The organism is Enterococcus avium ATCC 14025 (assembly GCF_000406965.1).
Classification (GTDB): domain Bacteria; phylum Bacillota; class Bacilli; order Lactobacillales; family Enterococcaceae; genus Enterococcus_A; species Enterococcus_A avium.
Genome location: NZ_KE136368.1, coordinates 126,425 through 149,768, shown reverse-complemented (window position 1 = coordinate 149,768; position 23,344 = coordinate 126,425). Strand labels below are relative to the sequence as shown.

Genomic DNA, 23,344 nt, shown 5'->3' with positions numbered 1-23,344 from the left:
TATGAATCAACCCATTATTGCTTATTTCTCATTAGAAATTGGATTGTCTTTTGCCAACCAAGTAGCAATCTCTGTTTTGATCTCATCAATTTTTTCCGGCTGTTGAATCAAGTCATACCAACGAACGGACATACGATTGCGAAACCAAGTCAGTTGGCGCTTAGCATAACGTCTTGAATGTAGCTTTACTTCTTCCAGCGCCGCTTCCAATGAAGAACCGCCCGATAAATAAGGAAAAAATTCCTTATAGCCAATCCCCTGCGCAGCTTGAACAGTTGGATTTTTTGCTAAATTCTTGGCTTCTGCTAACAGCCCCTGTTCTACCATGAGATCCACGCGTTGATTGATCCGTTGATACAAAATCGACCGGTCAGTATTTAAACCGATCAGAAAACTATCATAAAGTTCCTTCGGCTGTTCCTTCGGTTCTAAAATTGAATGTCCGGTTAACTCGAAAACCTCTAATGCTCGAATCATTTTCTTACGATTATTGCAGTGGATCTTCTCAGCGGCCAATGGATCGGTTAGCTGTAACTTTTCCCATAAGGCCAGATTTCCATTTTCTTCGGCAAAAGCTTCATACTTCGCACGAAGGGAATCATCCTCAAGCTCACCTTCATTGCCAAGCTTATAATCCCATAGCAAGGACTGTATATAAAGACCCGTCCCGCCAACAATAATTGGCAATTTTCCACGGTCGCTAATTTCTTGAATCGCTTTTCTGGCGGCTTTTTGAAAATCCGCCGCAGAATAGCTTTCGTCAACATCACGTACATCAATCAAATGATGGGGAATTCCCTCCATCTCTTCAGCTGTAACTTTAGCGGTGCCAATGTCTAATCCGCGATAAACCTGCATAGAATCACCACTGATAATTTCTCCGTTGAATTGCTTTGCTAATTCGATACTTAAACTCGTTTTTCCAACAGCTGTTGGCCCTACAATTGCGATCACTTTCATTGCTTGAACCTGCTTCTCGTTCGAATAGCTTTTTCTGGAAAATCAGTAATGACACCAGCTAAATTGTTTTCAAAACACATCATCAGCGTTTCGTATAAGTTGGGTGTCCAAGGTCGAATCGACTTTTTGAAGTTTTTGACAATCTCCGGATGCTGTTTTACCCAATCAGAACTTGGATGAAGCCCTTCAATAAAATTACTGTCCAAAACAATTTGGTATTTTTCTAAATCATTTTTTTGAATCAAATCATACTGTGCATCTGGTTCATACTCGTGCATAATCCGTAAAGAATCATAATTGAAGCTGGCATACCAATAAGTAAATGGCCATTCCTTGCTAGTCATGACTTGAGAAATTTTTTCCTCAATTCCTGGATAGTGAAATTTATTAGTCTTAATCTCAATGCATAAAAAGCCCCGAAACCGCATTTGTAATAGTAAATTCAATACCTCTTGCAGTGTCGATATTTTAGTCGCTTGATATTTTTTATCAAACCAGCTGCCGGCATCTAATTTCTTGATTTCTTCTAGTGTTAATTCACGAATCAAACCCTTACCATTTGTTGTGCGATCAACGCTCTCATCATGGATAACTACTAATTGCTGGTCTGCCGTTAGATGCACATCCAGCTCTATCCCATCCGCACCTGATCGTACTGCCTCCATGAACGCAGGCAACGTATTCTCTGGATGAGTCCCTGCACTCCCGCGATGAGCGATAATTACTGTCATCTAGTATCACCTCGTCCGTAGTTACAAATTATTATAAAAATAATCTGATTTAAATTTGTTTTATGTTTTATGAAAAACACTATTGCGCTTTGAAATAACTTAAGGGTTGTTTCGTTGAACGAGATAGCTTTTGTCTTTTCTCGTCTAAAATTTCAATCAATTGTTCAGAAAAAGTTTCCATAACGATCCGTCCGCCCTTATAAGTGTAGCCGCCGATTTTGACCGTTTCTTCAGGAGATAAAATAACTTTTCGATGCGAAATATTTTTAAAGAATTCCTCAATCAAATAATTTGGTAAATAAAAATTATTTTGTGCGGTAAAAGAATTCAAGTAAATGAAATCGTCTATGGTGATGTAACAATCGTCAAATGAATTAAATGATACATAATCTTGCATCAAAACATTCCGTTTAGATAGAATTTCGTTGATTTTTTTATTCAAGAGATTAATTGTCTCAATTTCTTTGACTTGATGCTCCAGCTCTCTTTCCCGTTTATGGCGTAGATCAATATACTTAAAAACAAAGAAAACAGCAATCCCTGTAATACCTGCTCCAATCAATACGCCGATTAGTCCAATAAATGCGATTTCCACATTTTTTCCCTCCTGTTTCATAATATTAGTGGAATTATTTTTTCAAATAAAACCAGTTCTCAGTCCATATATCTTTCCACCAAAATGTTACTTTCTCGAACTTTGGAAAAGTGAAAATGATATCCGCTTGTCTGCGCTATTAATAGTACCATATTTTCATGTTTCTAGGATAGTTTGAGCCGTTTAAAAAAACGAAGCCTTCTATTTGACCAAAACTGACCAACGTTGTATACTTTCTTTATGTTTTAGCAATCCAACCTCGTTTGTGCTAAACTAATTTACGAATACTATTTTAAGGAGGATTCACTATGAATTTAGTGCCTACAGTCATTGAACAATCATCTCGTGGCGAACGTGCTTACGACATTTATTCCCGTTTATTAAAAGACCGCATCATCATGTTGAGCGGTGAGGTAAACGATGATATGGCGAACACTATTATCGCCCAATTACTTTTCTTGGATGCCCAAGATTCTGAAAAGGATATTTATCTTTACATTAACTCTCCAGGTGGTAGCGTATCTGCTGGCTTAGCCATTTTTGATACCATGAACTTTGTTAAAGCTGACGTTCAAACCATCGTACTTGGTATGGCAGCTTCAATGGGAAGCTTCCTATTGACCGCTGGCGCGAAGGGGAAACGTTTCGCTTTGCCAAATGCTGAAATCATGATTCACCAACCTCTAGGTGGTGCGCAAGGTCAAGCTACTGAAATTGAAATTGCGGCTCGCCATATCTTGAAAACACGCGAACGTTTGAATAATATCTTGGCTGAACGGACTGGACAACCCATCGAAGTCATCGAACGTGACACAGATCGCGACAACTTTATGACTGCCGAAGAAGCCAAAGCTTATGGCTTAATCGATGAAGTAATGGAAAATAGTAGTTCATTAAGCTAGACTATTAAGAAAACAACCGGAGAATGAATTATCCGGTTGTTTTTTTGTTTGCTTCTTCATTTTCATTCCAATCAGCTACAAACCCACATCATCAATAATTAAATAGATAAAAATCCGATCCTTCATCATTGAACGTCGCGTAATTGCGATCGTATTGCAAATGCATTCCATTTGTAAACAGTCTCCACATATTCCCTTTTGGATACAAGGTGTCTTTTTCAATCCTAAACGGTGCGCATTTAATGGTGCAGTATTTTTACGTACTATTTCGAGTGTTGTCGCTAAATCTCCATACATTTTTTTTAATACTAACAAAAGCGGGGACTTTATTAGGTCCATAAGTAATTGCCGCAACTCGGTTTCCCACACTGTCAACATTCACTAACTCGCCCTCTTCCGTTATTCCATTGATACTCGTTAAGAAATAATCGGCCGTTAATGCTTGTTTCATCACTTGCTGTCGTTCTTCTAACGTAGTTGTTTTTTCACGATCAATCATTTTTTGATTTCGACTGTACAGTGCTTCAATAATTCCAGATTGTTCAACTGTGATTGAACCCCCAAAACCGACTGACTTTTTTGGATCAATCAATTCCAAAGCCTGGGCTCTAGCTTCTTCTAGATTTTCACAAATAATAGGATGAAAGTTTCTTCGTATTAGTTTTTTGCTAAGCGTCATCGCTGCGACTGTGTATCGTTCTTTCTGGTACTCTTCCATTAGTCTCCTCCTCGAATTTCTTCTTTTCATTTTCTCGGATTTTGAAGGTTAGCGCAATCGCAAACAAAAAGCCCAAGAAAATTCTTAGGCAATTGATGATCGTATTTTTTTCGTTGATGGTGCGCGGAAAGCAGCTAATTCTTTGATATCCGCTAAAATTCTTTCATTCGTTACCTCAAAAGAAATTGATTTGCCAAGCTTACTAGCTTTAGCCTCTTGGTATTTCTCCTTCGTGTAGTCCTCACACATTTGGATCAACACATCTGCGTCATCTAACTCCTTAGCACTAAAGGAAATCATAGCTACAAAAAAACCTTGTTTTGGGTAGACTGTACACAATGATTTTCCGCTCTTTTGAAATTTTATATTCCAGCCCATCCAATATCCATCTCCCATTGAGCATCTGCTATAGGTTTTTTTTGGTTTTATCCGGTAAGTCTGCGTTAAATGATCTGACAAGTCCTGCCAAAGAGGAGTCGCAATAAAATCTTTAATTTGTTGTTCTGTCGGTTCCTGATCGCCATGAAATACCTCGTGCCATTGCATGGTAACACCCGCTTTCTTCCATTTATTGATAGTTACTATAGATTTTACCCAATTTCAGAATCTTACGCTTGTCACACAGTGCTCTTTTTTCAAAAAAGAAGCCATCCAACACGGATAGCTTTCTTTCTTATTCCTTTTGCGAGTATCCATTTTGATAATCAATTTTAATGCCATCTTGAACATTGTAGATAAAGAGATTGAATGAAATCTGGTCGTCTTCAATGCTTTGTGCTTCCATTTGCACACCCCGAGCGACTAATTCCTCCCCCTTAAAGAAGGGCGTCACACGATAACGTACGTGATGATTGGTTTTTCGAATATAGTTGCCAATTTCTTTTTCATGATCATTCATGCCAGGATCGTTCAGTGAAGCCGTTCCAGTCATTAAATTTTTTAGATTATTATTCTCTCCAGAAAACTGATAAGCAATTAAATGCGCCCGATTATACAAAGGCTCATCATTATAAAATTTTTGTCTCCAGCCAGTCGGTTTTACGTATAAACGCTCCCGCTCTTGATGGGGCATTATCTCTTTTCCCAGCATTGCATTTGCAGTACCGACACGATTCAGCTGATCTAAGTCAGAAAATCTAGTCCATGCTCCCTGCTCCAACGAAAGATCTTTTGTAGTAAAATTGGGACGATTGTGATTCAGTTCGATCGTTTGATGTTGCCCGTCATAATCTGGAACCTCTGATAACTGACTGACTGTTACTTCTTTTATTGTGTTGCTCTGCTCATTATCTGGCTTTAGTTGCGAATAAACGCCATAAATCCCCGCTAATAGTACAACAACTGCCGAAACTATTTTGGGTGCTTGTCTCTTTGCTGCGATGGTTATTCAACTCCTATAGAATCTTTTTTCCATCACGCTGATCCTACTATTTGGTTTGCTGCCAAATTTCTTTGATTGCCGGAACATTGCCAAGCTCAGTCAAATTACTTGGCATAATGACAGTGTTGCCATTATTTTCCACTACGTGTTTGAAGGCTTCAATCCCAAGGTAGGCGATCATTTCATCTGTTAAGTTGCTTTCAGCAATTGCCTTATTGATTTCTCTGATTCGAGCTGTTTCTGCTTCAGTCAGCTTGGCGATCCGGTCTGCTTCTGCTGCAGCATCGATTCTTGTACGTTCTGCTCGAGCATCTGCATCGATCTTTGTTTGTCTCGCACGCGCTTCCGCATCAATCTGCATTTCAGATGATTTCGCTTCTGATTCTAAGATCACTGATTGTTTTTTCCCTTCGGAAATCGTAATCAATGATTCTTTATCGCGGCTGGCTGTAATCAATTTATTCATTGAATTGACGATTTCATTTGAGACTGAAATCTCACCGATGTTGATTCGGTCGATTGATAAACCATATCCAGCTGTAATGTCCTTCACGCTTTCGTAAAGATTTACGTTAATTTCTTCCGTTCCGTTTAATACTTCATTCAGTTCCATCTTACCGATAATACCTCGTAAGTTGGATTGGCAATCTTGGATCATTGACGTGACAGAATCCTCATTATCATACACAAAAGCCCGGGCATCTGTCACGTGATACTTAATTGCTTCATCGATTTCAACGATTACGTTATCACGCGTGATCACACTTTGTGGTTCGATTTGGATCGGTGTTTGCTTTAATGAAACCCGACGACGAACAACATATAAGATTGGAATCAAAAAATGCAGCCCTGGTTCCAGCGTTTTTACATATTTACCGAAACTCTCGACCACTTTTACTTCCCCCTGCTGCACGATCACGACCATTTGACTGACGATGAATAAGAGAACAATGATCGCAAGTACAATTAAGATGATATTAAATATTAACAATATAATTCACATCACTTTCTTCTAATTTATTATTGATAACGACTAACAACTCTCGACTGGTAAAGTCGATAACCTCCAGCATATCACCAAGCTCGGGCGATCCATTAATCACCTTGTAGTCATACCAACTACCAAAAATTCTGATGAGCCCAGTAATGCTGTTTCCTTTGCTGCGAAAACATTTCCCCATTGTTTTCTGCATTTGATAATCCAACACAATCTCCCTCCTTCACTCTAGTATACCAAAATCTTCACAAACATATTTTTCTTTATTTCATATTGCTTTACACATCTCACCTATTTTTTTAAACTTAGGAAAGAATGGGGGATAAAAATGCTTAGAAGTAAAAAACAATGGTTAGGTCTTTTCGTCATTCCTTTAGAATTATTGATCGGAAACTATCTTTTTCCGCTCTTTCACTTAACAAATAATCCAAAGGTTGGACTGATAGCGTCTACCTTACTTTTTTTAGCTGGATTTTTAGTAATGATTTATCTGTTCGGTGATTTTTTAAAAGCAGAATGGCACTTATACCGTCAAAAACTTTTTCGCAGATTGTTATTGAGCATCGTCTTGGTAGCAGGTACGTTTTTATTGCTGCGGGTTGTTCGTGGATTGATTCCTAGCCAACTACTTGAACTTCCTTCTTCAAACAGCGATTCTGCGCAAATACTTAGTCCAAGCTGGGCCGTTCTGGCTACAGTAGCACCGTTCCTCGCTCCTTTTGCAGAAGAGCTTACCTTCCGCTACTTATTGCTGGGAAAAGTGACGAATAGGGCATTACGTCTAATTATGCTATTCGTTCAAGGAATTTTATTTGGTCTCATACATTGGAATAATTTTAATGGCAATATCTATGCCATGATTCCTTATATGGTGTTAGGCGTTTATTTGGGGTTGATTTATCTGTTTTCAAAAAACATTTGGAGCCCCATTATGGTTCATTGGATGCTAAATACGATGAACGCTATGTTACCGGCGCTTCTACTATTAATACTTAGCTTATTTGGTATCAAAGTGTAATCCTCCTCGCGAGGATTTTTTTATTCTAGTAACGCTGCGTAAATGAAAAACAAATAGATTCCTACTCCCCAAACCAGCAATAAACAGCCTATTAATGCTATTTTGTGTAAACGATTCTCCCTAGTCATGACTGGATATTTCGCGTCAACATATTTACTGCGAGTAGTGAATGTGACACCTAATAAAAGTGTAGGAAAAAGAAAGACAGTCATTTTGCTGCCCCAGCTATTCACGCCTCCGTCAAATCCAAATTGGATCGGAACTTCAGCTGGTAATCGGGAATAGAAAAAAATTCCTAAACAATAAAGCACTATTGAGATTATAAAACTGATTCGAATCACCCAACGAAAAACTCTTTCAAAAATCATTTTCCTTCCCTCCCTTCGTGATTAGCACATAGTATATGCCTAGGTTCAATGGAACTCTAGTAAATTCAAATACCAAAAACACTATTTTTAAACAAAATAAATTCCTTCATTAAAGAACTATTTCTTTTAAATCGAAAAGAAACCCAAAATATTCTTTTTCGCATAATCCGCTTTCACAGTAATACAAAAAAACCAACGCTCAGCCACAAACGTTGGTTTCATCAGGATATAATACCCTAAACGGAAGTTCCCTCCCGCAACACCTTTAGCATACATCAACCATAGATTGAATAGCAAGAGTACATTAAAAGAAAAGTAATAAATACCAAAAATAAAAACACCGCAGCTAATCAAAAGCTACGATGTCTTATCCGTCTATGCAGATGACGGACTTCTAATCAATTTTCGACAAAATCAAATAATTTGTGCGAATAAGCAGAACGTCACATAATTTTTTTGGATGCTTTTTAAGGAATTATTCTTTCTACGAACAATCCATACGTAATACGTGAAGGAAGGACTGCTTGAAACATCAACAGCTACTAGAACGATCTATGTTGGGATTCTACTATCACAACCTCAGCAATCTTCTTCATAACCATAAAGAAGGTGCTAAATGTATCGTTTATTCACTATTATCGGTTATCAAAGAATCAATTCGAGAATCGATATCTCTTTGCACAATTAAAGATTTTAAATAAGGATACGCCACTGCTTCAGGCAAGATGAACCATGCAGCTTGATACCCTCTTCCTGTAGTAGGAAAGCCTTTATCTTCTTCGTTATCACCATCATACCGTATGCCATATGCTTCTGTGTTTTTCCATCTTAACTTTGCTATGGAGTAACCTTTACCCGTTTTGGTACCATCTTCTATAACATGTAATAGTTCAAGTTTTTCTTTGGGACTGGTAACTTTTTTTGGTGAGACCACTGTAAATGCCCCCTTTTATTTACAACTGAGGAATCTATCACGTGACATTTCATTTCTTGCAAAATCCACCCATGAAAACTGAAACAGTCTTACTTTACAACTAAAACATTGCAGGGTGCGTGACTAACAACGTAAGATGTGGTAGAACCCACTAAAGTTCTCTCAATTGCTCCTTTACCTGTCGCTCCCATAGCAATCAAATCAATTCCTGTTTCTTTCGCAAATTGCACAATTGAAACTTTTGGCGTTCCTTCTACTTTACGGATCGTGTAATTAATGTCTGATGGTAAATGCTGTTCTATCTTCTCAGTAACTTTCTTTGATTGTTCATCTGCTAATTCCCGCATATACTGAACAATACGTGCATCAGCTATTGCAATAGACATATCAGTAACCGTTAAAATATACAGCTGAGAGTCGTTTCGTCGAGCGATTGCGAGTGCTTCCTTTAGGGCCTTATACGATTGTTCAGAGTCATCAATAGCAACTAAAATTTTTCCATAATTGTCTTCCATTGAAAACGCCTCCTTTAATTGAGTATAAAGGAAATTACTTGTTTGGGGAAATGATATACAAAAAAGACCTTAGCTCTGTATGACACACATACAATCATACTTAATAGTGAAGCTGTGGACTCTTAAAAACAATCTTCTCAGCCCTTCGACTAATGATAAAACTCTCGATATCTATACAGTTATTTATAAAGAGAAGAAAGAACGCGATCGATTTATTGGCTAACACTAGATTCGCATGAAGCTGACAGAGGACAAAAAAATACCGCCATCCTCTACAAACGGCGGTAAATCAAGCTTTGTAAGACTAAGCGGGTGACGAGAATCGAACTCGCGACGGAAGCTTGGGAAGCTTCTGTTTTACCACTAAACTACACCCGCAGTACATAAGAGAGTATAACGCTTTTTATTCAATCAAACAACTATTTCTTCCAGACAATAAAATTGACATTTTGACCAATACTGACTATCCTTACGCTAACTGCTTGTTCTATATCTTCTGTTACATGGTTGACACTCAAATTTACGCATTAGATAATCAAAGTAAGAAATCTAATTCAGATCGTGGGGAATGACCGATGAAGAAGGGAAAGCTACTTTTGCGTGGAAGTATAAAAATGTTTTGTGGTTTTATACTCTTAGGATTGCTATTATTCGGCACTGCAGGAACCTATTATTATTGGAATGCATGGATTTTTCTTCTGACTTTAGCGATTTTGATGATTTCAATGGGCGGTTTTCTTTATAGAAAAAACCCAACTTTGTTGGAAAAACGACTCAATGGAAAAGAAGTAGAAAATTCTCAAAAAAGATATGTGGGATTCATAGGACTTTCGTTTATTCTTTCCTTCAGCCTTGCTGGGTTGGATCGACGTTTTGAATGGACACAGCTTTCAGTAAATGTTTCATTGATTGGTCTTTTCATTATGATTTCAGGCTATGCTATGTATGCACTGGTGATGATCCAAAATTCCTACGCTGCACGTGTTGTTAAAGTTGAGGCAAATCAAGCAGTTATAGATACAGGGTTGTATGCAGTAATTCGCCATCCTATGTACACTGCCTCCTTACTTTTATTTTTATCGATGCCTATTGTTTTAGGTTCAGTAGTTGCTGTATTTCCTATGCTGCTGTTCCCAGTAGGTTTAGTTTTACGGATTAGAAACGAAGAAGCTTTACTGATCAATGAACTACCTGGCTACTCGGAGTACACAAAAAAGACCAAATATCGATTGATTCCATATATTTGGTAAATAGATTTTTTTTAATAACGGAATGGGGGGAATTTCATTGGAGTCATTGAAGAACGTCAAACAAGCCATCACGAACAACACCAATAATATCGTATTTATTTCTTCAGAAACGTGCAGTATTTGTCATGTGGATGAACCAAAAGTAAGGAACCTTGCCGAAAGCTATGATGTTCCATTCTATCATTTGGATATTATGCACGAGCCTGAGTTAGCGGGCTTCTTTGAAGTTTTGACAGTCCCAGCGGTCTTAGTCTATCACGAGGGCAAAGAAGTTGGGCGGCAAGCTCGTTTTATTGATTTTCATACATTGGAAAATCTATTGCAGCAGTTGCCCAAAGAGGAAGAACAAATCGATTATCAAGCGCTGTTCGACGAGCTATAAACATTTTTTTATAAACGCAAAAAAGACTATAGATATCATCCACAAATCGGACTGTATCTATAGTCGGAGACTGAGCTCGCGCTCAGTCTTTTTTACTTGCTGTCATTATTATGATGCAAGAAATAGATTAAGGTTTGTAATTCGTTGGTCAAGTCTACGCTTTGAATGATGACATCATCCGGCGCAGTTAGACGAGCAGCAGTAAAGTTCAAGATTCCCTTGATTCCTGCATCAGCCAATTGATCAACCACTTGTTGCGCTTGTTGTGCCGGCAAAGTCAAGATTGCGATCTCGATTTGCTGTAATTTGATTTGCTCCACCATATTGTCTAATGGATAAACGGGGATTCCATCCACGATACGGCCTACAATGTCTTCTTTGACATCAAAGGCACAGCTGACACGGATACTATTGCTTTGATGGAATTTGAATTTCAACAAGGCGCTTCCTAAATTACCGACCCCAACCAATGCTACGTTGGTCAGTTGGTCATCATTCAAGATTTTCCCGAAGAAATGCATCAAGTCTTCAACGTCGTATCCATATCCACGTTTGCCAAGTTCTCCGAAATAAGAAAAGTCACGGCGAATCGTTGCACTATCGACCTGGATCGCCTCACTTAGTTCTGTAGATGATACTTTGGTTTTTCCAGCATTATTTAAAATACGCAAATACCGATAATACAACGGCAATCGTTTAACAGTCGCTTTTGGAATTGAATGTTCTTTCACAATAACTCTCCTTTATAAAAAAATTTCGTAAATGTTGACTACTGAACTATAATAGCAAGAATCTCTGTGAAATTGCAACGCACTTGCTCGAAATTTTGTGAAAAAATCACGATTTATTGAAATGGTCGCTTCCAATCGCAACGACTTCAAAAATATGGTAGACTAAATCCATTCGGAAAAATAAATTTAAGGAAGATTATCCAATGATTTTATTACAAGCAAATCAAATTGCTCGCTATTTTGGTGCCGACACTTTATTTGAAAATATTCATCTTGAAGTTGCTAGTAAAGCAAGAATCGGTTTAGTTGGACGAAATGGTGCGGGCAAATCGACATTATTAAAAATAATCGCCAATATCGAAGCGCCAGATGTGGGACAAGTGATAAAGAACAAACAAGCCACACTGGGCTACCTCGCGCAAGATACTGGCTTAGATTCAACTGAGACCATTTGGAATGAAATGTTGAAGGCTTTTGACACGGTTCGCCAGATGGAAGCTCGGATGCGAGATGTTGAAGTGGCGATTGGCGAAACACCTGAAAGCGATAGTCGTTACACTTCTCTTCTGAAGGAATACGATCAGCTGCAGCATGACTTTAATGAACAGAATGGCTATGGCTATGAAAATGAGATTCGCAGTGTTTTACATGGATTTAAATTCGATGAGAGCTTTTATGATAAAGAAATCAGTACATTATCCGGTGGTCAGAAAACCCGTCTTGCCTTGGCACGAATGCTATTAGTCAAACCTGATATTTTGATTTTGGATGAACCGACGAATCATTTAGATATTGAGACATTGGCTTGGTTGGAGGATTACCTTCAAGGCTACTCTGGTGCGCTCTTGATTGTTTCCCATGACCGCTATTTCTTAGATCGCGTCGTCAATGAGATTTATGAAATTTCTCGTCATAAAATCCGTCATTACACTGGAAATTATTCCCGTTATCTTGATTTAAAAGCCGCCCAGCTTGCTAGCGACTGGAAGGCTTATGAAAAACAGCAGGTTGAAATCGAAAAATTAGAAGATTTCGTTGCACGTAATTTGGTTCGTGCCTCCACTACCAAACGTGCACAAAGCCGTCGAAAAACATTAGAAAAAATGGATCGACTAGATCGACCAGACGGCAAGGAAAAATCTGCGAAATTCATGTTTGATATCGATAAGGTTTCAGGAAACGTCGTCTTACAAGTCGAAGAAGCTGCTATCGGCTATGAGGAAACACTTTCTGAACCCATTGATCTGGATATTCGTCGTGAAGATGCGATCGCCCTTGTCGGACCAAACGGGATTGGAAAGTCTACATTATTAAAATCGTTGATCGGTCAAATCCCCTTCATCAAAGGCACCCCGCATTTTGGAACCAATGTCACGGTCGGCTATTACGATCAAGGACAAGCTGATCTGCACGGCAATAAGACGATTTTAGCTGAATTATGGGATGAACACCCGACGACTCCAGAAAAAGATATTCGCAATGTATTAGGTGGTTTTCTTTTCAGTGGCGAAGATGTTGAAAAAACGATCCCGCTGCTTAGCGGTGGTGAAAAGGCTCGTGTCGCATTAGCGAAGCTTTCTATGAATAAGGAGAATTTTTTGATTCTCGATGAACCGACGAACCACCTAGATATTGATAACAAAGAAGTATTGGAAAATGCCTTGATCGATTATCAAGGAACGCTGCTATTCGTTTCCCATGACCGCTACTTTATTAATCGTATCGCCAACAAAGTGATCGAGTTGTCTCCTGAGGGCAGCAAGTTATATCTTGGTGATTACGATTACTATTTAGAAAAGAAAAAAGAAGAAGAAGAAATCGCTGAATTACAGGCAAAAGAAGCAGCACCTGTCGAAGCGCCTAAAAAAAAGTTTTACCAAGATAAGGAACAACAAAAGCTGATTCGCAGCTTACGTCGAAAGATTGAAGCAATCGAAGAAACACTTTCCACTTTGGATGAAGAGATCGCCGAACTTGAGATCCAAATGAGTCAGCCGGATATTTTGAATGATCACGTTCAGCTATTAGAATTGACAAATGACTTGGAAGCAAAAAAGGCTGAGCAGGAAGAACAGCTTTCAAGTTGGGAAGAACTTAGCTTAGAGCTGGAAGAATTCGAATAACTTACAACTTTTGACCGATGACACCTCACCCTTTTTTCGTTTTAATAAAAGAGTGGAGGTGTTTTTTATGCGACGAAAAATTCGTCCTTTTTCGATTTTACTGGGAAGCTTTTTAGTGATTTCTAGTCTGGTAATCCTCTCTTCTCGAGTTTTCCACTTTAATAATAATGTTAATAGTCAACAGGATTTTTCCGCTAATGCGAATCAATACCTACAGGAGCATGGACAAAATTTTCCTTTACTAATACAAACTGATTCTCGTTGGGCCGACAAATCCTATGGCAGCGGCTCTGCGCAAAATGATTTAGCCACTAACGGTTGTGCGATTACTTCTTTAGCAATGATTCTTTCTTATTGGGAGCACCGAACCGTCTATCCAACTGAAATTTTACAATGGAGCGGCAACCAGTATTACCAAGCAGGGCAAGGAACCGCCTGGTCGATTTTTCCTGCCTTTGCTCAAAACTATGGATTGACTGTTGAAGACCTCGGCAAAGATCAGGCAAAAATTCAGGAGCATTTGAATCAAAATCAGCCAATCGTAGTTTCCGTTAATCCCGGTGAGTTTACCGATGTTGGCCACATTATGGTGATTAAAAAGGACTTGCAAAGCGATCAGATTATTGTTTATGATCCTAACGACGGTCCCGATAAAGAACACTACATGAAAAAATACTCGATTGATGAGCTTATGTCGCAGCTGGCAAATGCTTGGGCATACACAAAATAAAGCTGATGCGCACGCATCAGCTTTATTTCTGGGGGTTCCTGCTTTCACAGGGGAAAAAGAATTATTTTTAGGGTTAAGTTCATCTTACGCTACATATTTGAAAAACCTATGAGCTTTTTAAATAAAAATAAGAAAAAAATGTGTCGTATTTATGAAGAGTTCTTCTGTGATGATTCTATCTAAACTAAAAGCATTCGTGAGGCAAAAAGCCGGCCTCATGAATGCTTTTTCTACTAATTTATTTGTTGGACCAATGCTTTGAGAATATCCTTCATCTTCTCTCCATTGTCTTCCATAATGACCTTCTCAGAAAGAATGAATGAGCCACCTACTCCGATTACATGTGGATTTTCTAAATATTCGACAAAGTTTTCTGCGTTAATTCCACCGGTTGGCAGGAATTTCACATCGTAAAAAGGTCCACTCAAGGCATTTATCGCCTTTAAGCCTCCATAAATGTCTGCCGGGAAAAACTTTACAACGTTGATCCCATATTCAGTTGCTGTTTGGATGTCTCTAGGTGTTGCAGTTCCTGGAAATACAGGAATCTCTTGCTCCAAACAATACTCAATGACCTCAGGAACAACTGCTGGAGACACGACAAACTGTGCGCCGTTTTCAATCGCGATCTTAGCCTCCGTTAGTGTTCGGACAGTCCCTGCTCCAACCATCAGCTTACCAGATTTGGCTAAGCGTTTGATTGCTTCTCCTGCTAGATCACTTCGGAAAGTTACTTCAATCAACGGGACATTATTTTCCAATAGAATCTCTTCTACTTTAGCCAAGTAGCTCAAATCTGTTGCTGTATATAGTGGTAAAAGCTTTGTTTGCTTTAATTGCTCATAGATCTTATGCTCCATATTTGCAGGCATTATTTTTTCTCACCTTCTATCGGATTTCTAGTCTTTACGTTTGGTAATGGCTTCGTGCAGTCCTTGCATATAGGTAATGCCCATCGCTCGATCGTATAGGCCATATCCTGGTCTTGCTACTTCACCCCAAAGTGTCCGACCATGATCTGGACGAATGACACCGTCAAAACCAACTTCGACTAAAGCTTCCATAATCGCATACATATCAAGAGACCCCTCTGTTGATAAATGAGCAGTTTCTTTAAACTTGCGATAGCCTAAAAATTCCACATTGCGGAAGTGAACAAAATTGATCCGATCTCCAATTGCATGAACGATTTCTACCATATCATTATTCGGATCAGCACCAAGCGCTCCGGTGCACAACGTAATACCATTGTAAGGAGAATCAACCATGCTGATAATACGTTGCAAATCAGCCAGATTTTTTGTGATCCGAGGGAAGCCAAAAATCTCCCAAGGCGGATCATCCGGATGAATCCCCATTTTAACATCGGCCTCTTCACAAACTGGGATAATTCTCTCCAAGAAATATTTCAAGTTATCAAATAAAATTTCTTCTGTCACACCTTCGTACATTTCAACTAGAGAATTGAACTTGTTCAGGCGTTCTTCTTCCCAACCAGATAGCTGAAAGCCTTTGGACTGACTGCTGATTAATTTGTACATATCTCCTGGTTCCATATTATCTACCACTGCTTGATCGTACAATAATGCTAAGCTACCATCTTCATTCTCGTAATTCAATGTTGTTTTTGCCCAGCCAAAAATCGGTTTGAAGCTGTAGCAAATCAAATGAACGCCACATTCAGAAAGATTTCTAATTGTTTGAATATAGTTATCGATGTAATGATCGCGTTCAGCGGTTCCTGCTTTGATCGCATCATGGATCGCAACACTTTCAATTCCTAATAATTCTAACTCTTCTTTTTCAATTGATTCTTTTAAAGCGCGTATCTCGGAAACTTCCCAAACATCACCTGGCATTTTATTCAGTAATGTACCGACTACTCCATTGATACCGGGAATTTGTCTTACATGATTTAAAGGAATGGAGTCGCCTTTTTCTCCATACCATCTAAAGCCCCACTTCATTAATCTTAGTCTCCTATCCTGCTTCTATTTGTACTTTGACTTCACAAACTAAAACCCGTCCTCTTCATCGTCCTCTTCAATATCTGATGTATGCCAAACAGCTAAGCTATCTGTTCCTTGCGTTAATATCGCTGGCACGGCTTCTTCAACTGGTGTACTTAGAATTTGATGATTGATCGCTTCCAGCAGCATGGGCAAATTAACACCGCCGACTACATATACCTTTTCCTGCAGCTCCGGCTCCAACCCATTCGTAATTAAAACCGATTGATTGTACGGACTAGCACTTACTAGGTCTGTTAATACGATAACGCCAGTAGCCTGATTAACCTCTTTGATAGCTGATTCAATCGTTGTTCCTAATTCTTGAACATCATCTCCGGGGTTTAGATTGACTGTGGCGATATTATTCGTTGTTCCCACGATCACTTCCGCGGCGTCTTTCAAGCCATCACTTAGTTTTCCATGTGTGGCAATGACAATTCCTAACATAAGCCCCTCCATTTCTCTCACTGAAACAAATTCGTTACAGCGACAATATTTTCCATGTTTAAATGTTTCTCTTTTAGATCGGCCTGATTTAAGTAATAGGCTGCGTTCGTTTGATCTTTTCTAGCACTAAAAAGATAACTTACTTTTTGATCTGATTCTTGATAGTCGACGTAGTCATCAATTTTTCCGTTATGCGGCGACTTGCCTACCAAATGCAACGGAGCCGAAGCACCAACGCTGTCTAGGTAAAAAATTTCGCAGTGCCCATTGACCTGTCTTTGCAGTTCCTCTAGACCCTTATCGCCATAGCTGCCTTCGTCTAAAAAAGCATACGCAACGTTCTTTTGTTTGTTTTCTGCGATCATTTTCAGCATCGCTAATAATGACGACGTATTACGGACTAACGTTTTCCGGTTCGATAAGCCCTTGGTAATTTTTCCCAGCAAAGCGAAATAGCCTGCATAAATCACCATAATCACAAGGGTACTGACCGAATTGAATTGAAACGAGTTTGGTGATAACCGCATATAAATGATCGTTCCTATAACTCCTAGAAGAATCGCAATAAGCGTGCTAGTCAAAATAAACATCGTTGTCTTTTTCGCCTGATCCTTCCTATCAAACAGCTGATAGGAACCGATACTTTCAGGAGGAGTATCATAGAAGGTGCAAATCACACGATCTGCCTGCTTGATATTGCCCACATAGACATTTCGCGAAGCATATTTCTTTTGCTGATCATATTCAATGACACGAACGTCTTCACGTATTTTTGCGATATCCGTCACCAAGGCTGCCAGAAATCGTTTCTTACTTTTTTCTGTTCGACGCAGCCGATAAACATATTGGTAACGAAATAGCCAATCTTTGAATACCTCTGATTGCTCCATCTGATCTTCCTCCTGTGTTTTTATAGATTAAATTGCTTCAATACATCTTTTAAACTAGATTTTGGTGCCGATGGTGTGGCTTGGAAATAAATATCTTCAACACCATAATTCTCATGCATATCCTTTAACCGTTCCGCGTCTTCTTTGTTCAAGTAAACAGATTTTGTCACTAAGATATCTTTATCGGGATCTTTTTGAGCGATCCCTCCGATATTCAGTTCCTTCATCGGCACACCGTGTTTAACTAAGTCATAGATAACACTGACTGTTTTCGTGATCAAAATACAGTTGTATTCTTTAAAATTGAATTCATCCCAATAAAACTTCGCTTTTTCTGGTGTGATCACAATCGTCTTTTGTCCGGTTCGACTTCCAGCATTTTTATATAGATCACGCATGAATTTATCTTTTGCTACTACTTCATCAACCACAAAAATTGAATTTACTCCGCTTTTTTGTGATAAGGTCATCATTACTTGTCCATGGATTAAACGCTCATCTACTCGAGCTAAATTAATTACGCCCATTTCACACACTTCCTTTTTAAAATTATAAGATTCCGACTCCGGCTAAAATGATTAGGATTAAGGTCAGCCAGAGCAATGCTTGCGTTACTTTCAGACCTTTTTTCGTATAGAACCAATAAACACCCATAACAACTGCTAACGGTAAAATACCTGGAACGATCTGGTCAAGAATTTCTTGAATAACGAACTTCCTTCCTGAGATCGCAAATTTTAGTGTCGACTCTACTTTTACATAGTTACCAGCTAAAATCCCCATCATGAACAGCCCTAATACGGAAAGTGCTTCAATAGCTGTTTGAACACCGGTACTTTGCATTAATCCAGTAGCGTTACGTCCCATCGTGAATGATTGTCTCGCAAAGAACACACCCAACGCAGCTTGGTAAATCGCAAAGAATACAAATGGGAACAACGCACCTAAAGCACTTCCCTGTTGCGCCCAAGGAACAGCGATGGCAATAAAAATATATTGAACCGTTCCTGAGTCAATCGCATCACCGATTCCAGCGAGTGCGCCCATCAAACCTGCTTTTGTGTTATACATTAAATCATCTTGCATCAGAATTTCTTTTTTCTCATATTCTTCTTGCGCTCGTTGTTGCTCCATCGATGACATCAAACCAGTGATAACACCGCCGCCCCAGCTCAATTGTGTGTTGAAAAATAACAGCTGGCGCTTATAGGCTGCTTTTAAGGCATCATCGTCTTTATATAATTTCTTCAAGATCGGCATCATCGCATAAAGTAAGGACGGTGCCAAATAACGTTCAAAGGAATGAGGTATTTCATTGGCAAAGTGCCATCTTAGATACGCTTTTGTGACATCTTTACTGGTAATTTCTTCAGGTGCTAAACTTTTATTTGTTACTTCCGCCATGTGTTTTCCCTCCTATTTCTCTTCATTAAAATCCGTCATCATAATCATCGTCATCATCAAAGGTAGCTCCAGAGCTTGGCGCTGCAGATTCAGCTGCTGGTGCTGCGCCTCTTCCCTTTTGCGACTGTACAAAGATCAACGCAATCAAGATCCCAAAAATCGCGTAAGTCACCATTGTGATTTCTAGAGACTTCAATACTACACTCATGAAATAAGCAAGGAAGAAAAAGACCATGTAGTCTTTACGACCGATAACATAAACCGTCGTCGCAATACCAATCGCGGCTAATCCGCCACCCACTACTTCAAGGATGTGAATGACCACGGTTCCTTCTAAGGCATTGATGACATCTGCAATGACTGGTGCTCCTAAATAAAGAGCGATAAATACTAGCGGTACGAACAAGACAAATGATGCAATTGTCGGGTATAAAATAATTGAACGTTTAATCGCATTCGCATTCAAATCTTCCACTGCTTTATCAGTATATTTTCCTAAGAATGTATTGATAAAGAAACGGAATTGATACAAATAGCTTCCTAATAATCCAACTGGCACAGCAACCGCGATGGCCGCTTCTGGTTTCAAATTCCCTAATAATGCGACTGGAACAGCAATAGCTGCAGCGATCGATGGTTCAGCAGGCATTGATCCCCCTGGTGAGAAAACCCCCATATAAATCATTTGCAGGGCAGCAGTAACAATCATCGCTTGAGCAACATCGCCCATAACAATTCCAACAACTAATCCTGTCATCAAAGGCGAGAAGCGCAAGGTCAGTGTTGCTCCTCCTCCAAGCCATCTGGACATAACCGCAGCGACCCATAACGCAATCAATAGACTCTGCATAACACTTAAAGTATCCATAAGTTCCTCCTTATTCTATCGAGTATTCTTCCTGTTTTTCACAAAAATACTTAATATTCTTATCTGTATCGTATCCAACTAATCGACTATCCAGCTCTAACGTCTGGATAAGCAAACAGCTTTTTTACCGTTCATTAATATATGCTTCTAATTCAAAAATCGAATCCTTCAATAAATCCACTGTAATTGGTATTGGCAGTAGATGAACCTTTTCCTTTGAATCAATGAATTCTACGATTTGATCTAGAACACTATCCTCTTCGGGGAAAAGCTGCATTTGCTTCAAGGATGTTGGTAGAGAAAGCTCTTGATAAAATGGTAATAAATCATCAATTTGCTCCCACTTTTTCTCAACAGCCAGCTGATAAAAAATTCCATAAGCGACTTTTTCTCCGTGCAGAAACTCATGACTTTCAGGAATATACTTGCTCATCCCATCATGCATGGCATGAGCGATGGCATTTCTCGCGTATTTGTCACCTAACTCGCCGACCAAACCGGCAACGGCGAAGACAATTTCAGATAAATGAATGAATTCTTCTGATACTTCGCCCGCCTCCATATCCTTGATTGCCTTTGCAGAATGATCTAAAATGGCTTTTTTACATAATTCCGATGTATAGCCGGCAATTTGTAAGAAGGGTTCATTTTTTAAATGCTCTTGTTGTAAGATTGCATCTGACTCATACCATTTCGCGATTGTGTCAGCCAAGCCTGCCACAAAATAGTTAACGGGCGCATCAATGATTAATTTAGGATCAGTGATAAAAAAGGCCGCCTGTCGTAGAAAATGTTCGCTTTTCCCTTCTGATTCACCGCTTTCCTTATACATCACTGAAAGTGGTGTCCACGGCGCGCAATTACTTGCAAGCGTCGGAATCACACCATACTGAATGTTTAAGGTATGAGAGGCATAGCCGACTAGATCCGTCAGCTTTCCGCCGCCGACACCAATGATAAAATCAATTTCCTGCTCTTTTACTACTTTGGCAATTCGTTCTGCTCCATAGTAGCTGCACTCGCCAGTGTACTGTAGAAAATGGAAGTTATACGTTCGTTCATTTAAAAATTTCAAGAAAGGTTTGGCCTTTTCAAAGGAAATCTGTCCATGAACGATTAAAACATTTTTCGCTGAAAATTCTTGTAACAAATCGGAAACAAAATCAATCGCTCCCACATGGTACCGATAAAACTGCGGGCCTACTTTAACCTTCAAATCAGTTAGCATTTTCCGCTCCTTTCTAACTTAAAACATTGCTTTGAGCTTGAACTGAACGCTCAGGGACCTTCCCAGCAACGACATCTTCAACATCTCGCAGACATTTCGCTCCCATTTCTTGCAAACATTCCATCGTATAAGCGGAAGTGTGCGGCGTCATAACCACATTGCGAAAGGCAAGATACGGATGATCCTTACGTCCTGGCTCTTCTTCTAAAACATCTGTCGCTAAACCAGCGATTTTTCCAGATTTTAAAGCGCTGACAATTGCTTCTTCGTCTAATAATGCTCCCCGAGCGCTATTGGAAAGATACACATTGTCCTTCATTTGCGCAATTTCAGCTGTAGAGATCATATGATAGTTTTCTTCATTTAAACTAGCGCAAAGGCAAATGATATCTGACTCTTTTAGTAAATGCGGCAGGTCCACTTTTTTTGCACCATAGCTTTCAATATGCAGTGCTGATTTATACGGATCGTAGGCTAAAACATTGCAACGAAATCCGTTTCGTAAGGTTTCTACGACACAGCTGCCGGTATTTCCGACGCCAATAACTCCAACGGTTTTATTAAACAGTGTTCGACCGACAAACTTTGCTCGATCCTCCCAGCTATCGTTTTTGACGCTTAAATCTGCTTCAACTGTTTTTCTTAAGAGGGCTAACAGATTCGTAATATTGTTTTCTGCAACTGCGTCTCTTTCCACTAAAGCTGGAATAATTGAAACAAGTGTCCCGTGCTTACGTGCTGCTTCAATATCAATATTGTTGTAGCCGATTCCATGTCTTGTTATTAAAATGAGTTCATCCTTATGATCAAAAAATTCCTGTGTGAAAAATGGGGTGACACTCGCAATAATGATATTGTAGCCCTTTAATAATTCTGCCAGCTCACGTCCGCCGATCTCTCCATCAACAGTGAATGACTGAACCTCGCCGATCTTCTCCAAACGCTCCAACTGCTCATGGAAGATTTTTCCAAAACTACTTGAATTGACGATCGCTATTTTGTATTTTCCCATGTTTAAAGCTCCTTTTAGACTTGCTTTGCAACTCATGATGCCAATTTCTCTGCTCTATCTAGACCTTATCTACCTTTTTTTATTCCGTTCATCTCCTTTTTAAAAAAAACAAAGCATCCTACAAATCGAATGACGATAAGTAAACCGATTTCTGATAACGCATTCAATCTTATGTCTCCATTATACAAAAAATATTTTTTTGTAAATAGAAAAAATAAAAAATATTTTTGTTGATTTTTTATTTATTTCCTAGTATCTTATGAGTAACTACTACTGAATGAAGGAGGAACGCTGATGTCTAGCCCTATTCACTTACAAATTAAATCAATGTATAAGCATTTTAGTCCGAAAGAACAAGCCATTGCCGATTACATATTGAAAAATCCAAACAAAGTTAGTCATAGCTCTATCAGTGATCTTTCTGCTGAACTGGGAATCGCTGACTCTACTTTCTTTCAATTCACCAAAACTTTAGGCTTTAACGGCTTTAAGGATTTTAAAATGGCTTTATTGAAGCAAGAAAATGATTTAACGGCTGTGACGATTCACGAAAATGTTCAAAAGGACGATTCTGAATTAACGATGGCCCAAAAAGTTTTCGATTCAAACATGACTACTTTGACCGACACGAAAAAATTACTAAAGGAAGAGGATTTAAAAAAGGCGGTTAAAATGATCTCCGAATCCAGGCGGCTGTATTTCTTTGGCGTCGGCGGATCAGAAATCGTAGCCACCGATGCCTACCATAAGTTTTTACGTTCTCCTATTTCCGTTGGGCATAGTACGGATTACCATATTCAGTTAATGGAGGCCTCTTTACTTACGGATGAAGATTGTGCTCTGTTTATTTCCCATTCAGGCAAATCAAAGGAAACCATCCATATGGCCGAAGCTGTCAAAAAAGCTGGAACAAAAGTCATTATTATTACTAGCCAGGCCAATTCACCCTTAGCTAAATTAGGCGATGTCGTCTTTATCTCCATCTCTGAGGAAATCGAATTCCGCTCTGAAGCATTGGCTTCCCGAATTGCTCAATTGAGCATCATCGATTCCCTTTACGTGATTTTGATGTTCTATAACAGTAAAAATGCGCAAGAAACGATTTCCAAAGTTCGAAAAGTCATCTTGAGTTTAAAGGAATAAAAAAA

The 23,344-nt window shown here is 39.1% G+C and carries 28 protein-coding genes and 1 tRNA gene; 7 read left to right on the top strand and 22 right to left on the bottom strand.

The window, feature by feature from the left end; genetic code table 11:
• Positions 1 to 21: 21 nt before the first annotated feature.
• From miaA to OMU_RS21605, 3 genes are all read right to left on the bottom strand, one after another.
• The gene (gene miaA, locus OMU_RS21615) at positions 22 to 960 is read right to left on the bottom strand and encodes a tRNA (adenosine(37)-N6)-dimethylallyltransferase MiaA (protein WP_016181978.1); all 939 of its coding nucleotides are present in this window, start codon (positions 958 to 960) and stop codon (positions 22 to 24) included.
• On the bottom strand, positions 957 to 1,691 hold the full coding sequence (locus OMU_RS21610; RefSeq protein WP_016181977.1) for a glycerophosphodiester phosphodiesterase: 735 nt from the start codon (positions 1,689 to 1,691) through the stop codon (positions 957 to 959). The genes miaA and OMU_RS21610 overlap by 4 nt, the downstream gene beginning before the upstream one ends.
• Before the next feature lie 79 nt (positions 1,692 to 1,770).
• A complete protein-coding gene (locus OMU_RS21605) occupies positions 1,771 to 2,286 on the bottom strand; it encodes a hypothetical protein (protein WP_016181976.1) in 516 nt (171 codons plus the stop codon).
• A 308-nt stretch (positions 2,287 to 2,594) separates the two neighbouring features.
• Between OMU_RS21605 and clpP the strand changes: the two genes are divergently transcribed.
• A complete protein-coding gene (gene clpP, locus OMU_RS21600; protein WP_016181975.1) occupies positions 2,595 to 3,188 on the top strand; it encodes an ATP-dependent Clp endopeptidase proteolytic subunit ClpP in 594 nt (197 codons plus the stop codon).
• 256 nt (positions 3,189 to 3,444) lie between these two features.
• Here the strand turns inward: clpP and OMU_RS21595 are convergent, their stop codons facing one another.
• From OMU_RS21595 to OMU_RS21575, 5 genes are all read right to left on the bottom strand, one after another.
• Positions 3,445 to 3,906, bottom strand: coding sequence for a lactate utilization protein (locus OMU_RS21595; protein ID WP_016181974.1), 462 nt, complete (start codon positions 3,904 to 3,906; stop codon positions 3,445 to 3,447).
• A gap of 84 nt (positions 3,907 to 3,990) precedes the next feature.
• Positions 3,991 to 4,452 carry a DUF3788 domain-containing protein gene (locus tag OMU_RS21590; protein ID WP_016181973.1) on the bottom strand — a complete coding sequence of 154 codons (462 nt, stop codon included), beginning with the start codon at positions 4,450 to 4,452 and terminating at the stop codon, positions 3,991 to 3,993.
• A gap of 127 nt (positions 4,453 to 4,579) precedes the next feature.
• Positions 4,580 to 5,287, bottom strand: coding sequence for a DNA/RNA non-specific endonuclease (locus OMU_RS21585; protein ID WP_034876696.1), 708 nt, complete (start codon positions 5,285 to 5,287; stop codon positions 4,580 to 4,582).
• A gap of 46 nt (positions 5,288 to 5,333) precedes the next feature.
• Complete coding sequence (locus tag OMU_RS21580; RefSeq protein ID WP_016181971.1) at positions 5,334 to 6,278, bottom strand: SPFH domain-containing protein; 945 nt, start codon at positions 6,276 to 6,278, stop codon at positions 5,334 to 5,336.
• Positions 6,265 to 6,495, bottom strand: a complete 231-nt coding sequence (locus tag OMU_RS21575) for a hypothetical protein (RefSeq protein WP_016181970.1) — start codon at positions 6,493 to 6,495, stop codon at positions 6,265 to 6,267. The genes OMU_RS21580 and OMU_RS21575 overlap by 14 nt, the downstream gene beginning before the upstream one ends.
• Before the next feature lie 117 nt (positions 6,496 to 6,612).
• Between OMU_RS21575 and OMU_RS21570 the strand changes: the two genes are divergently transcribed.
• On the top strand, positions 6,613 to 7,302 hold the full coding sequence (locus tag OMU_RS21570) for a CPBP family intramembrane glutamic endopeptidase (protein ID WP_016181969.1): 690 nt from the start codon (positions 6,613 to 6,615) through the stop codon (positions 7,300 to 7,302).
• A 20-nt stretch (positions 7,303 to 7,322) separates the two neighbouring features.
• Here the strand turns inward: OMU_RS21570 and OMU_RS21565 are convergent, their stop codons facing one another.
• The 4 genes from OMU_RS21565 to OMU_RS21550 form a co-directional block, all read right to left on the bottom strand.
• The gene (locus OMU_RS21565) at positions 7,323 to 7,670 is read right to left on the bottom strand and encodes a DUF1648 domain-containing protein (RefSeq protein WP_016181968.1); all 348 of its coding nucleotides are present in this window, start codon (positions 7,668 to 7,670) and stop codon (positions 7,323 to 7,325) included.
• 625 nt (positions 7,671 to 8,295) lie between these two features.
• Complete coding sequence (locus OMU_RS21560; protein WP_016181967.1) at positions 8,296 to 8,604, bottom strand: hypothetical protein; 309 nt, start codon at positions 8,602 to 8,604, stop codon at positions 8,296 to 8,298.
• Between the two features lie 89 nt (positions 8,605 to 8,693).
• Complete coding sequence (locus OMU_RS21555; RefSeq protein ID WP_016181966.1) at positions 8,694 to 9,119, bottom strand: universal stress protein; 426 nt, start codon at positions 9,117 to 9,119, stop codon at positions 8,694 to 8,696.
• A gap of 307 nt (positions 9,120 to 9,426) precedes the next feature.
• Positions 9,427 to 9,497: transfer RNA gene (locus OMU_RS21550), tRNA-Gly, on the bottom strand.
• Positions 9,498 to 9,694: 197 nt separating this feature from the next.
• On the opposite strand from OMU_RS21550, the gene OMU_RS21545 reads away from it, so the two are divergent.
• Positions 9,695 to 10,369: a methyltransferase family protein gene (locus OMU_RS21545; protein ID WP_016181965.1), complete on the top strand. Its 675-nt coding sequence runs from the start codon at positions 9,695 to 9,697 to the stop codon at positions 10,367 to 10,369.
• Between the two features lie 37 nt (positions 10,370 to 10,406).
• Entirely contained in the window at positions 10,407 to 10,751 is a 345-nt protein-coding gene (locus tag OMU_RS21540) for a thioredoxin family protein (protein WP_016181964.1), read from the top strand.
• A gap of 92 nt (positions 10,752 to 10,843) precedes the next feature.
• Here OMU_RS21540 and OMU_RS21535 read toward each other — a convergent pair whose 3' ends face one another.
• Positions 10,844 to 11,482, bottom strand: coding sequence for a redox-sensing transcriptional repressor Rex (locus OMU_RS21535; RefSeq protein ID WP_016181963.1), 639 nt, complete (start codon positions 11,480 to 11,482; stop codon positions 10,844 to 10,846).
• A 203-nt stretch (positions 11,483 to 11,685) separates the two neighbouring features.
• Between OMU_RS21535 and OMU_RS21530 the strand changes: the two genes are divergently transcribed.
• Both OMU_RS21530 and OMU_RS21525 read left to right on the top strand, forming a co-directional pair.
• On the top strand, positions 11,686 to 13,605 hold the full coding sequence (locus OMU_RS21530; protein ID WP_016181962.1) for an ABC-F family ATP-binding cassette domain-containing protein: 1,920 nt from the start codon (positions 11,686 to 11,688) through the stop codon (positions 13,603 to 13,605).
• Between the two features lie 67 nt (positions 13,606 to 13,672).
• Positions 13,673 to 14,335, top strand: a complete 663-nt coding sequence (locus tag OMU_RS21525; protein ID WP_016181961.1) for a C39 family peptidase — start codon at positions 13,673 to 13,675, stop codon at positions 14,333 to 14,335.
• A gap of 233 nt (positions 14,336 to 14,568) precedes the next feature.
• Here the strand turns inward: OMU_RS21525 and OMU_RS21520 are convergent, their stop codons facing one another.
• The 9 genes from OMU_RS21520 to OMU_RS21480 form a co-directional block, all read right to left on the bottom strand.
• Positions 14,569 to 15,207: a bifunctional 4-hydroxy-2-oxoglutarate aldolase/2-dehydro-3-deoxy-phosphogluconate aldolase gene (locus tag OMU_RS21520; protein ID WP_016181960.1), complete on the bottom strand. Its 639-nt coding sequence runs from the start codon at positions 15,205 to 15,207 to the stop codon at positions 14,569 to 14,571.
• A gap of 27 nt (positions 15,208 to 15,234) precedes the next feature.
• Positions 15,235 to 16,302, bottom strand: a complete 1,068-nt coding sequence (gene uxuA, locus OMU_RS21515; protein WP_016181959.1) for a mannonate dehydratase — start codon at positions 16,300 to 16,302, stop codon at positions 15,235 to 15,237.
• A 48-nt stretch (positions 16,303 to 16,350) separates the two neighbouring features.
• Positions 16,351 to 16,794 (bottom strand): PTS sugar transporter subunit IIA, encoded by a 444-nt coding sequence (locus OMU_RS21510; protein WP_016181958.1) that lies wholly within the window; start codon positions 16,792 to 16,794, stop codon positions 16,351 to 16,353.
• A 17-nt stretch (positions 16,795 to 16,811) separates the two neighbouring features.
• Positions 16,812 to 17,684: a hypothetical protein gene (locus OMU_RS21505; protein WP_016181957.1), complete on the bottom strand. Its 873-nt coding sequence runs from the start codon at positions 17,682 to 17,684 to the stop codon at positions 16,812 to 16,814.
• Between the two features lie 20 nt (positions 17,685 to 17,704).
• Entirely contained in the window at positions 17,705 to 18,211 is a 507-nt protein-coding gene (locus tag OMU_RS21500; protein ID WP_016181956.1) for a PTS sugar transporter subunit IIB, read from the bottom strand.
• A 22-nt stretch (positions 18,212 to 18,233) separates the two neighbouring features.
• Positions 18,234 to 19,088: a PTS system mannose/fructose/sorbose family transporter subunit IID gene (locus OMU_RS21495; RefSeq protein WP_016181955.1), complete on the bottom strand. Its 855-nt coding sequence runs from the start codon at positions 19,086 to 19,088 to the stop codon at positions 18,234 to 18,236.
• A gap of 25 nt (positions 19,089 to 19,113) precedes the next feature.
• Positions 19,114 to 19,956 carry a PTS mannose/fructose/sorbose/N-acetylgalactosamine transporter subunit IIC gene (locus OMU_RS21490; RefSeq protein WP_016181954.1) on the bottom strand — a complete coding sequence of 281 codons (843 nt, stop codon included), beginning with the start codon at positions 19,954 to 19,956 and terminating at the stop codon, positions 19,114 to 19,116.
• A 124-nt stretch (positions 19,957 to 20,080) separates the two neighbouring features.
• The gene (locus tag OMU_RS21485) at positions 20,081 to 21,184 is read right to left on the bottom strand and encodes an iron-containing alcohol dehydrogenase family protein (RefSeq protein WP_016181953.1); all 1,104 of its coding nucleotides are present in this window, start codon (positions 21,182 to 21,184) and stop codon (positions 20,081 to 20,083) included.
• Between the two features lie 13 nt (positions 21,185 to 21,197).
• Complete coding sequence (locus OMU_RS21480; RefSeq protein ID WP_016181952.1) at positions 21,198 to 22,196, bottom strand: D-isomer specific 2-hydroxyacid dehydrogenase family protein; 999 nt, start codon at positions 22,194 to 22,196, stop codon at positions 21,198 to 21,200.
• A 294-nt stretch (positions 22,197 to 22,490) separates the two neighbouring features.
• Here OMU_RS21480 and OMU_RS21475 point away from each other — a divergent pair, with 294 nt between their 5' ends.
• Complete coding sequence (locus OMU_RS21475) at positions 22,491 to 23,339, top strand: MurR/RpiR family transcriptional regulator (RefSeq protein WP_016181951.1); 849 nt, start codon at positions 22,491 to 22,493, stop codon at positions 23,337 to 23,339.
• Positions 23,340 to 23,344 lie beyond the last annotated feature (5 nt).

Coding starts and splice junctions, on each gene's coding strand:
- miaA (WP_016181978.1), bottom strand. CDS start 960: ATGAAAGTGATCGCAATTGTAGGGCCAACAGCTGTTGGAAAAACGAGT.
- OMU_RS21610 (WP_016181977.1), bottom strand. CDS start 1,691: ATGACAGTAATTATCGCTCATCGCGGGAGTGCAGGGACTCATCCAGAG.
- clpP (WP_016181975.1), top strand. CDS start 2,595: ATGAATTTAGTGCCTACAGTCATTGAACAATCATCTCGTGGCGAACGT.
- OMU_RS21595 (WP_016181974.1), bottom strand. CDS start 3,906: ATGGAAGAGTACCAGAAAGAACGATACACAGTCGCAGCGATGACGCTT.
- OMU_RS21590 (WP_016181973.1), bottom strand. CDS start 4,452: ATGCAATGGCACGAGGTATTTCATGGCGATCAGGAACCGACAGAACAA.
- OMU_RS21570 (WP_016181969.1), top strand. CDS start 6,613: ATGCTTAGAAGTAAAAAACAATGGTTAGGTCTTTTCGTCATTCCTTTA.
- OMU_RS21565 (WP_016181968.1), bottom strand. CDS start 7,670: ATGATTTTTGAAAGAGTTTTTCGTTGGGTGATTCGAATCAGTTTTATA.
- OMU_RS21555 (WP_016181966.1), bottom strand. CDS start 9,119: ATGGAAGACAATTATGGAAAAATTTTAGTTGCTATTGATGACTCTGAA.
- OMU_RS21545 (WP_016181965.1), top strand. CDS start 9,695: ATGAAGAAGGGAAAGCTACTTTTGCGTGGAAGTATAAAAATGTTTTGT.
- OMU_RS21530 (WP_016181962.1), top strand. CDS start 11,686: ATGATTTTATTACAAGCAAATCAAATTGCTCGCTATTTTGGTGCCGAC.
- OMU_RS21525 (WP_016181961.1), top strand. CDS start 13,673: ATGCGACGAAAAATTCGTCCTTTTTCGATTTTACTGGGAAGCTTTTTA.
- OMU_RS21520 (WP_016181960.1), bottom strand. CDS start 15,207: ATGCCTGCAAATATGGAGCATAAGATCTATGAGCAATTAAAGCAAACA.
- uxuA (WP_016181959.1), bottom strand. CDS start 16,302: ATGAAGTGGGGCTTTAGATGGTATGGAGAAAAAGGCGACTCCATTCCT.
- OMU_RS21510 (WP_016181958.1), bottom strand. CDS start 16,794: ATGTTAGGAATTGTCATTGCCACACATGGAAAACTAAGTGATGGCTTG.
- OMU_RS21505 (WP_016181957.1), bottom strand. CDS start 17,684: ATGGAGCAATCAGAGGTATTCAAAGATTGGCTATTTCGTTACCAATAT.
- OMU_RS21500 (WP_016181956.1), bottom strand. CDS start 18,211: ATGGGCGTAATTAATTTAGCTCGAGTAGATGAGCGTTTAATCCATGGA.
- OMU_RS21495 (WP_016181955.1), bottom strand. CDS start 19,088: ATGGCGGAAGTAACAAATAAAAGTTTAGCACCTGAAGAAATTACCAGT.
- OMU_RS21490 (WP_016181954.1), bottom strand. CDS start 19,956: ATGGATACTTTAAGTGTTATGCAGAGTCTATTGATTGCGTTATGGGTC.
- OMU_RS21485 (WP_016181953.1), bottom strand. CDS start 21,184: ATGCTAACTGATTTGAAGGTTAAAGTAGGCCCGCAGTTTTATCGGTAC.
- OMU_RS21480 (WP_016181952.1), bottom strand. CDS start 22,196: ATGGGAAAATACAAAATAGCGATCGTCAATTCAAGTAGTTTTGGAAAA.
- OMU_RS21475 (WP_016181951.1), top strand. CDS start 22,491: ATGTCTAGCCCTATTCACTTACAAATTAAATCAATGTATAAGCATTTT.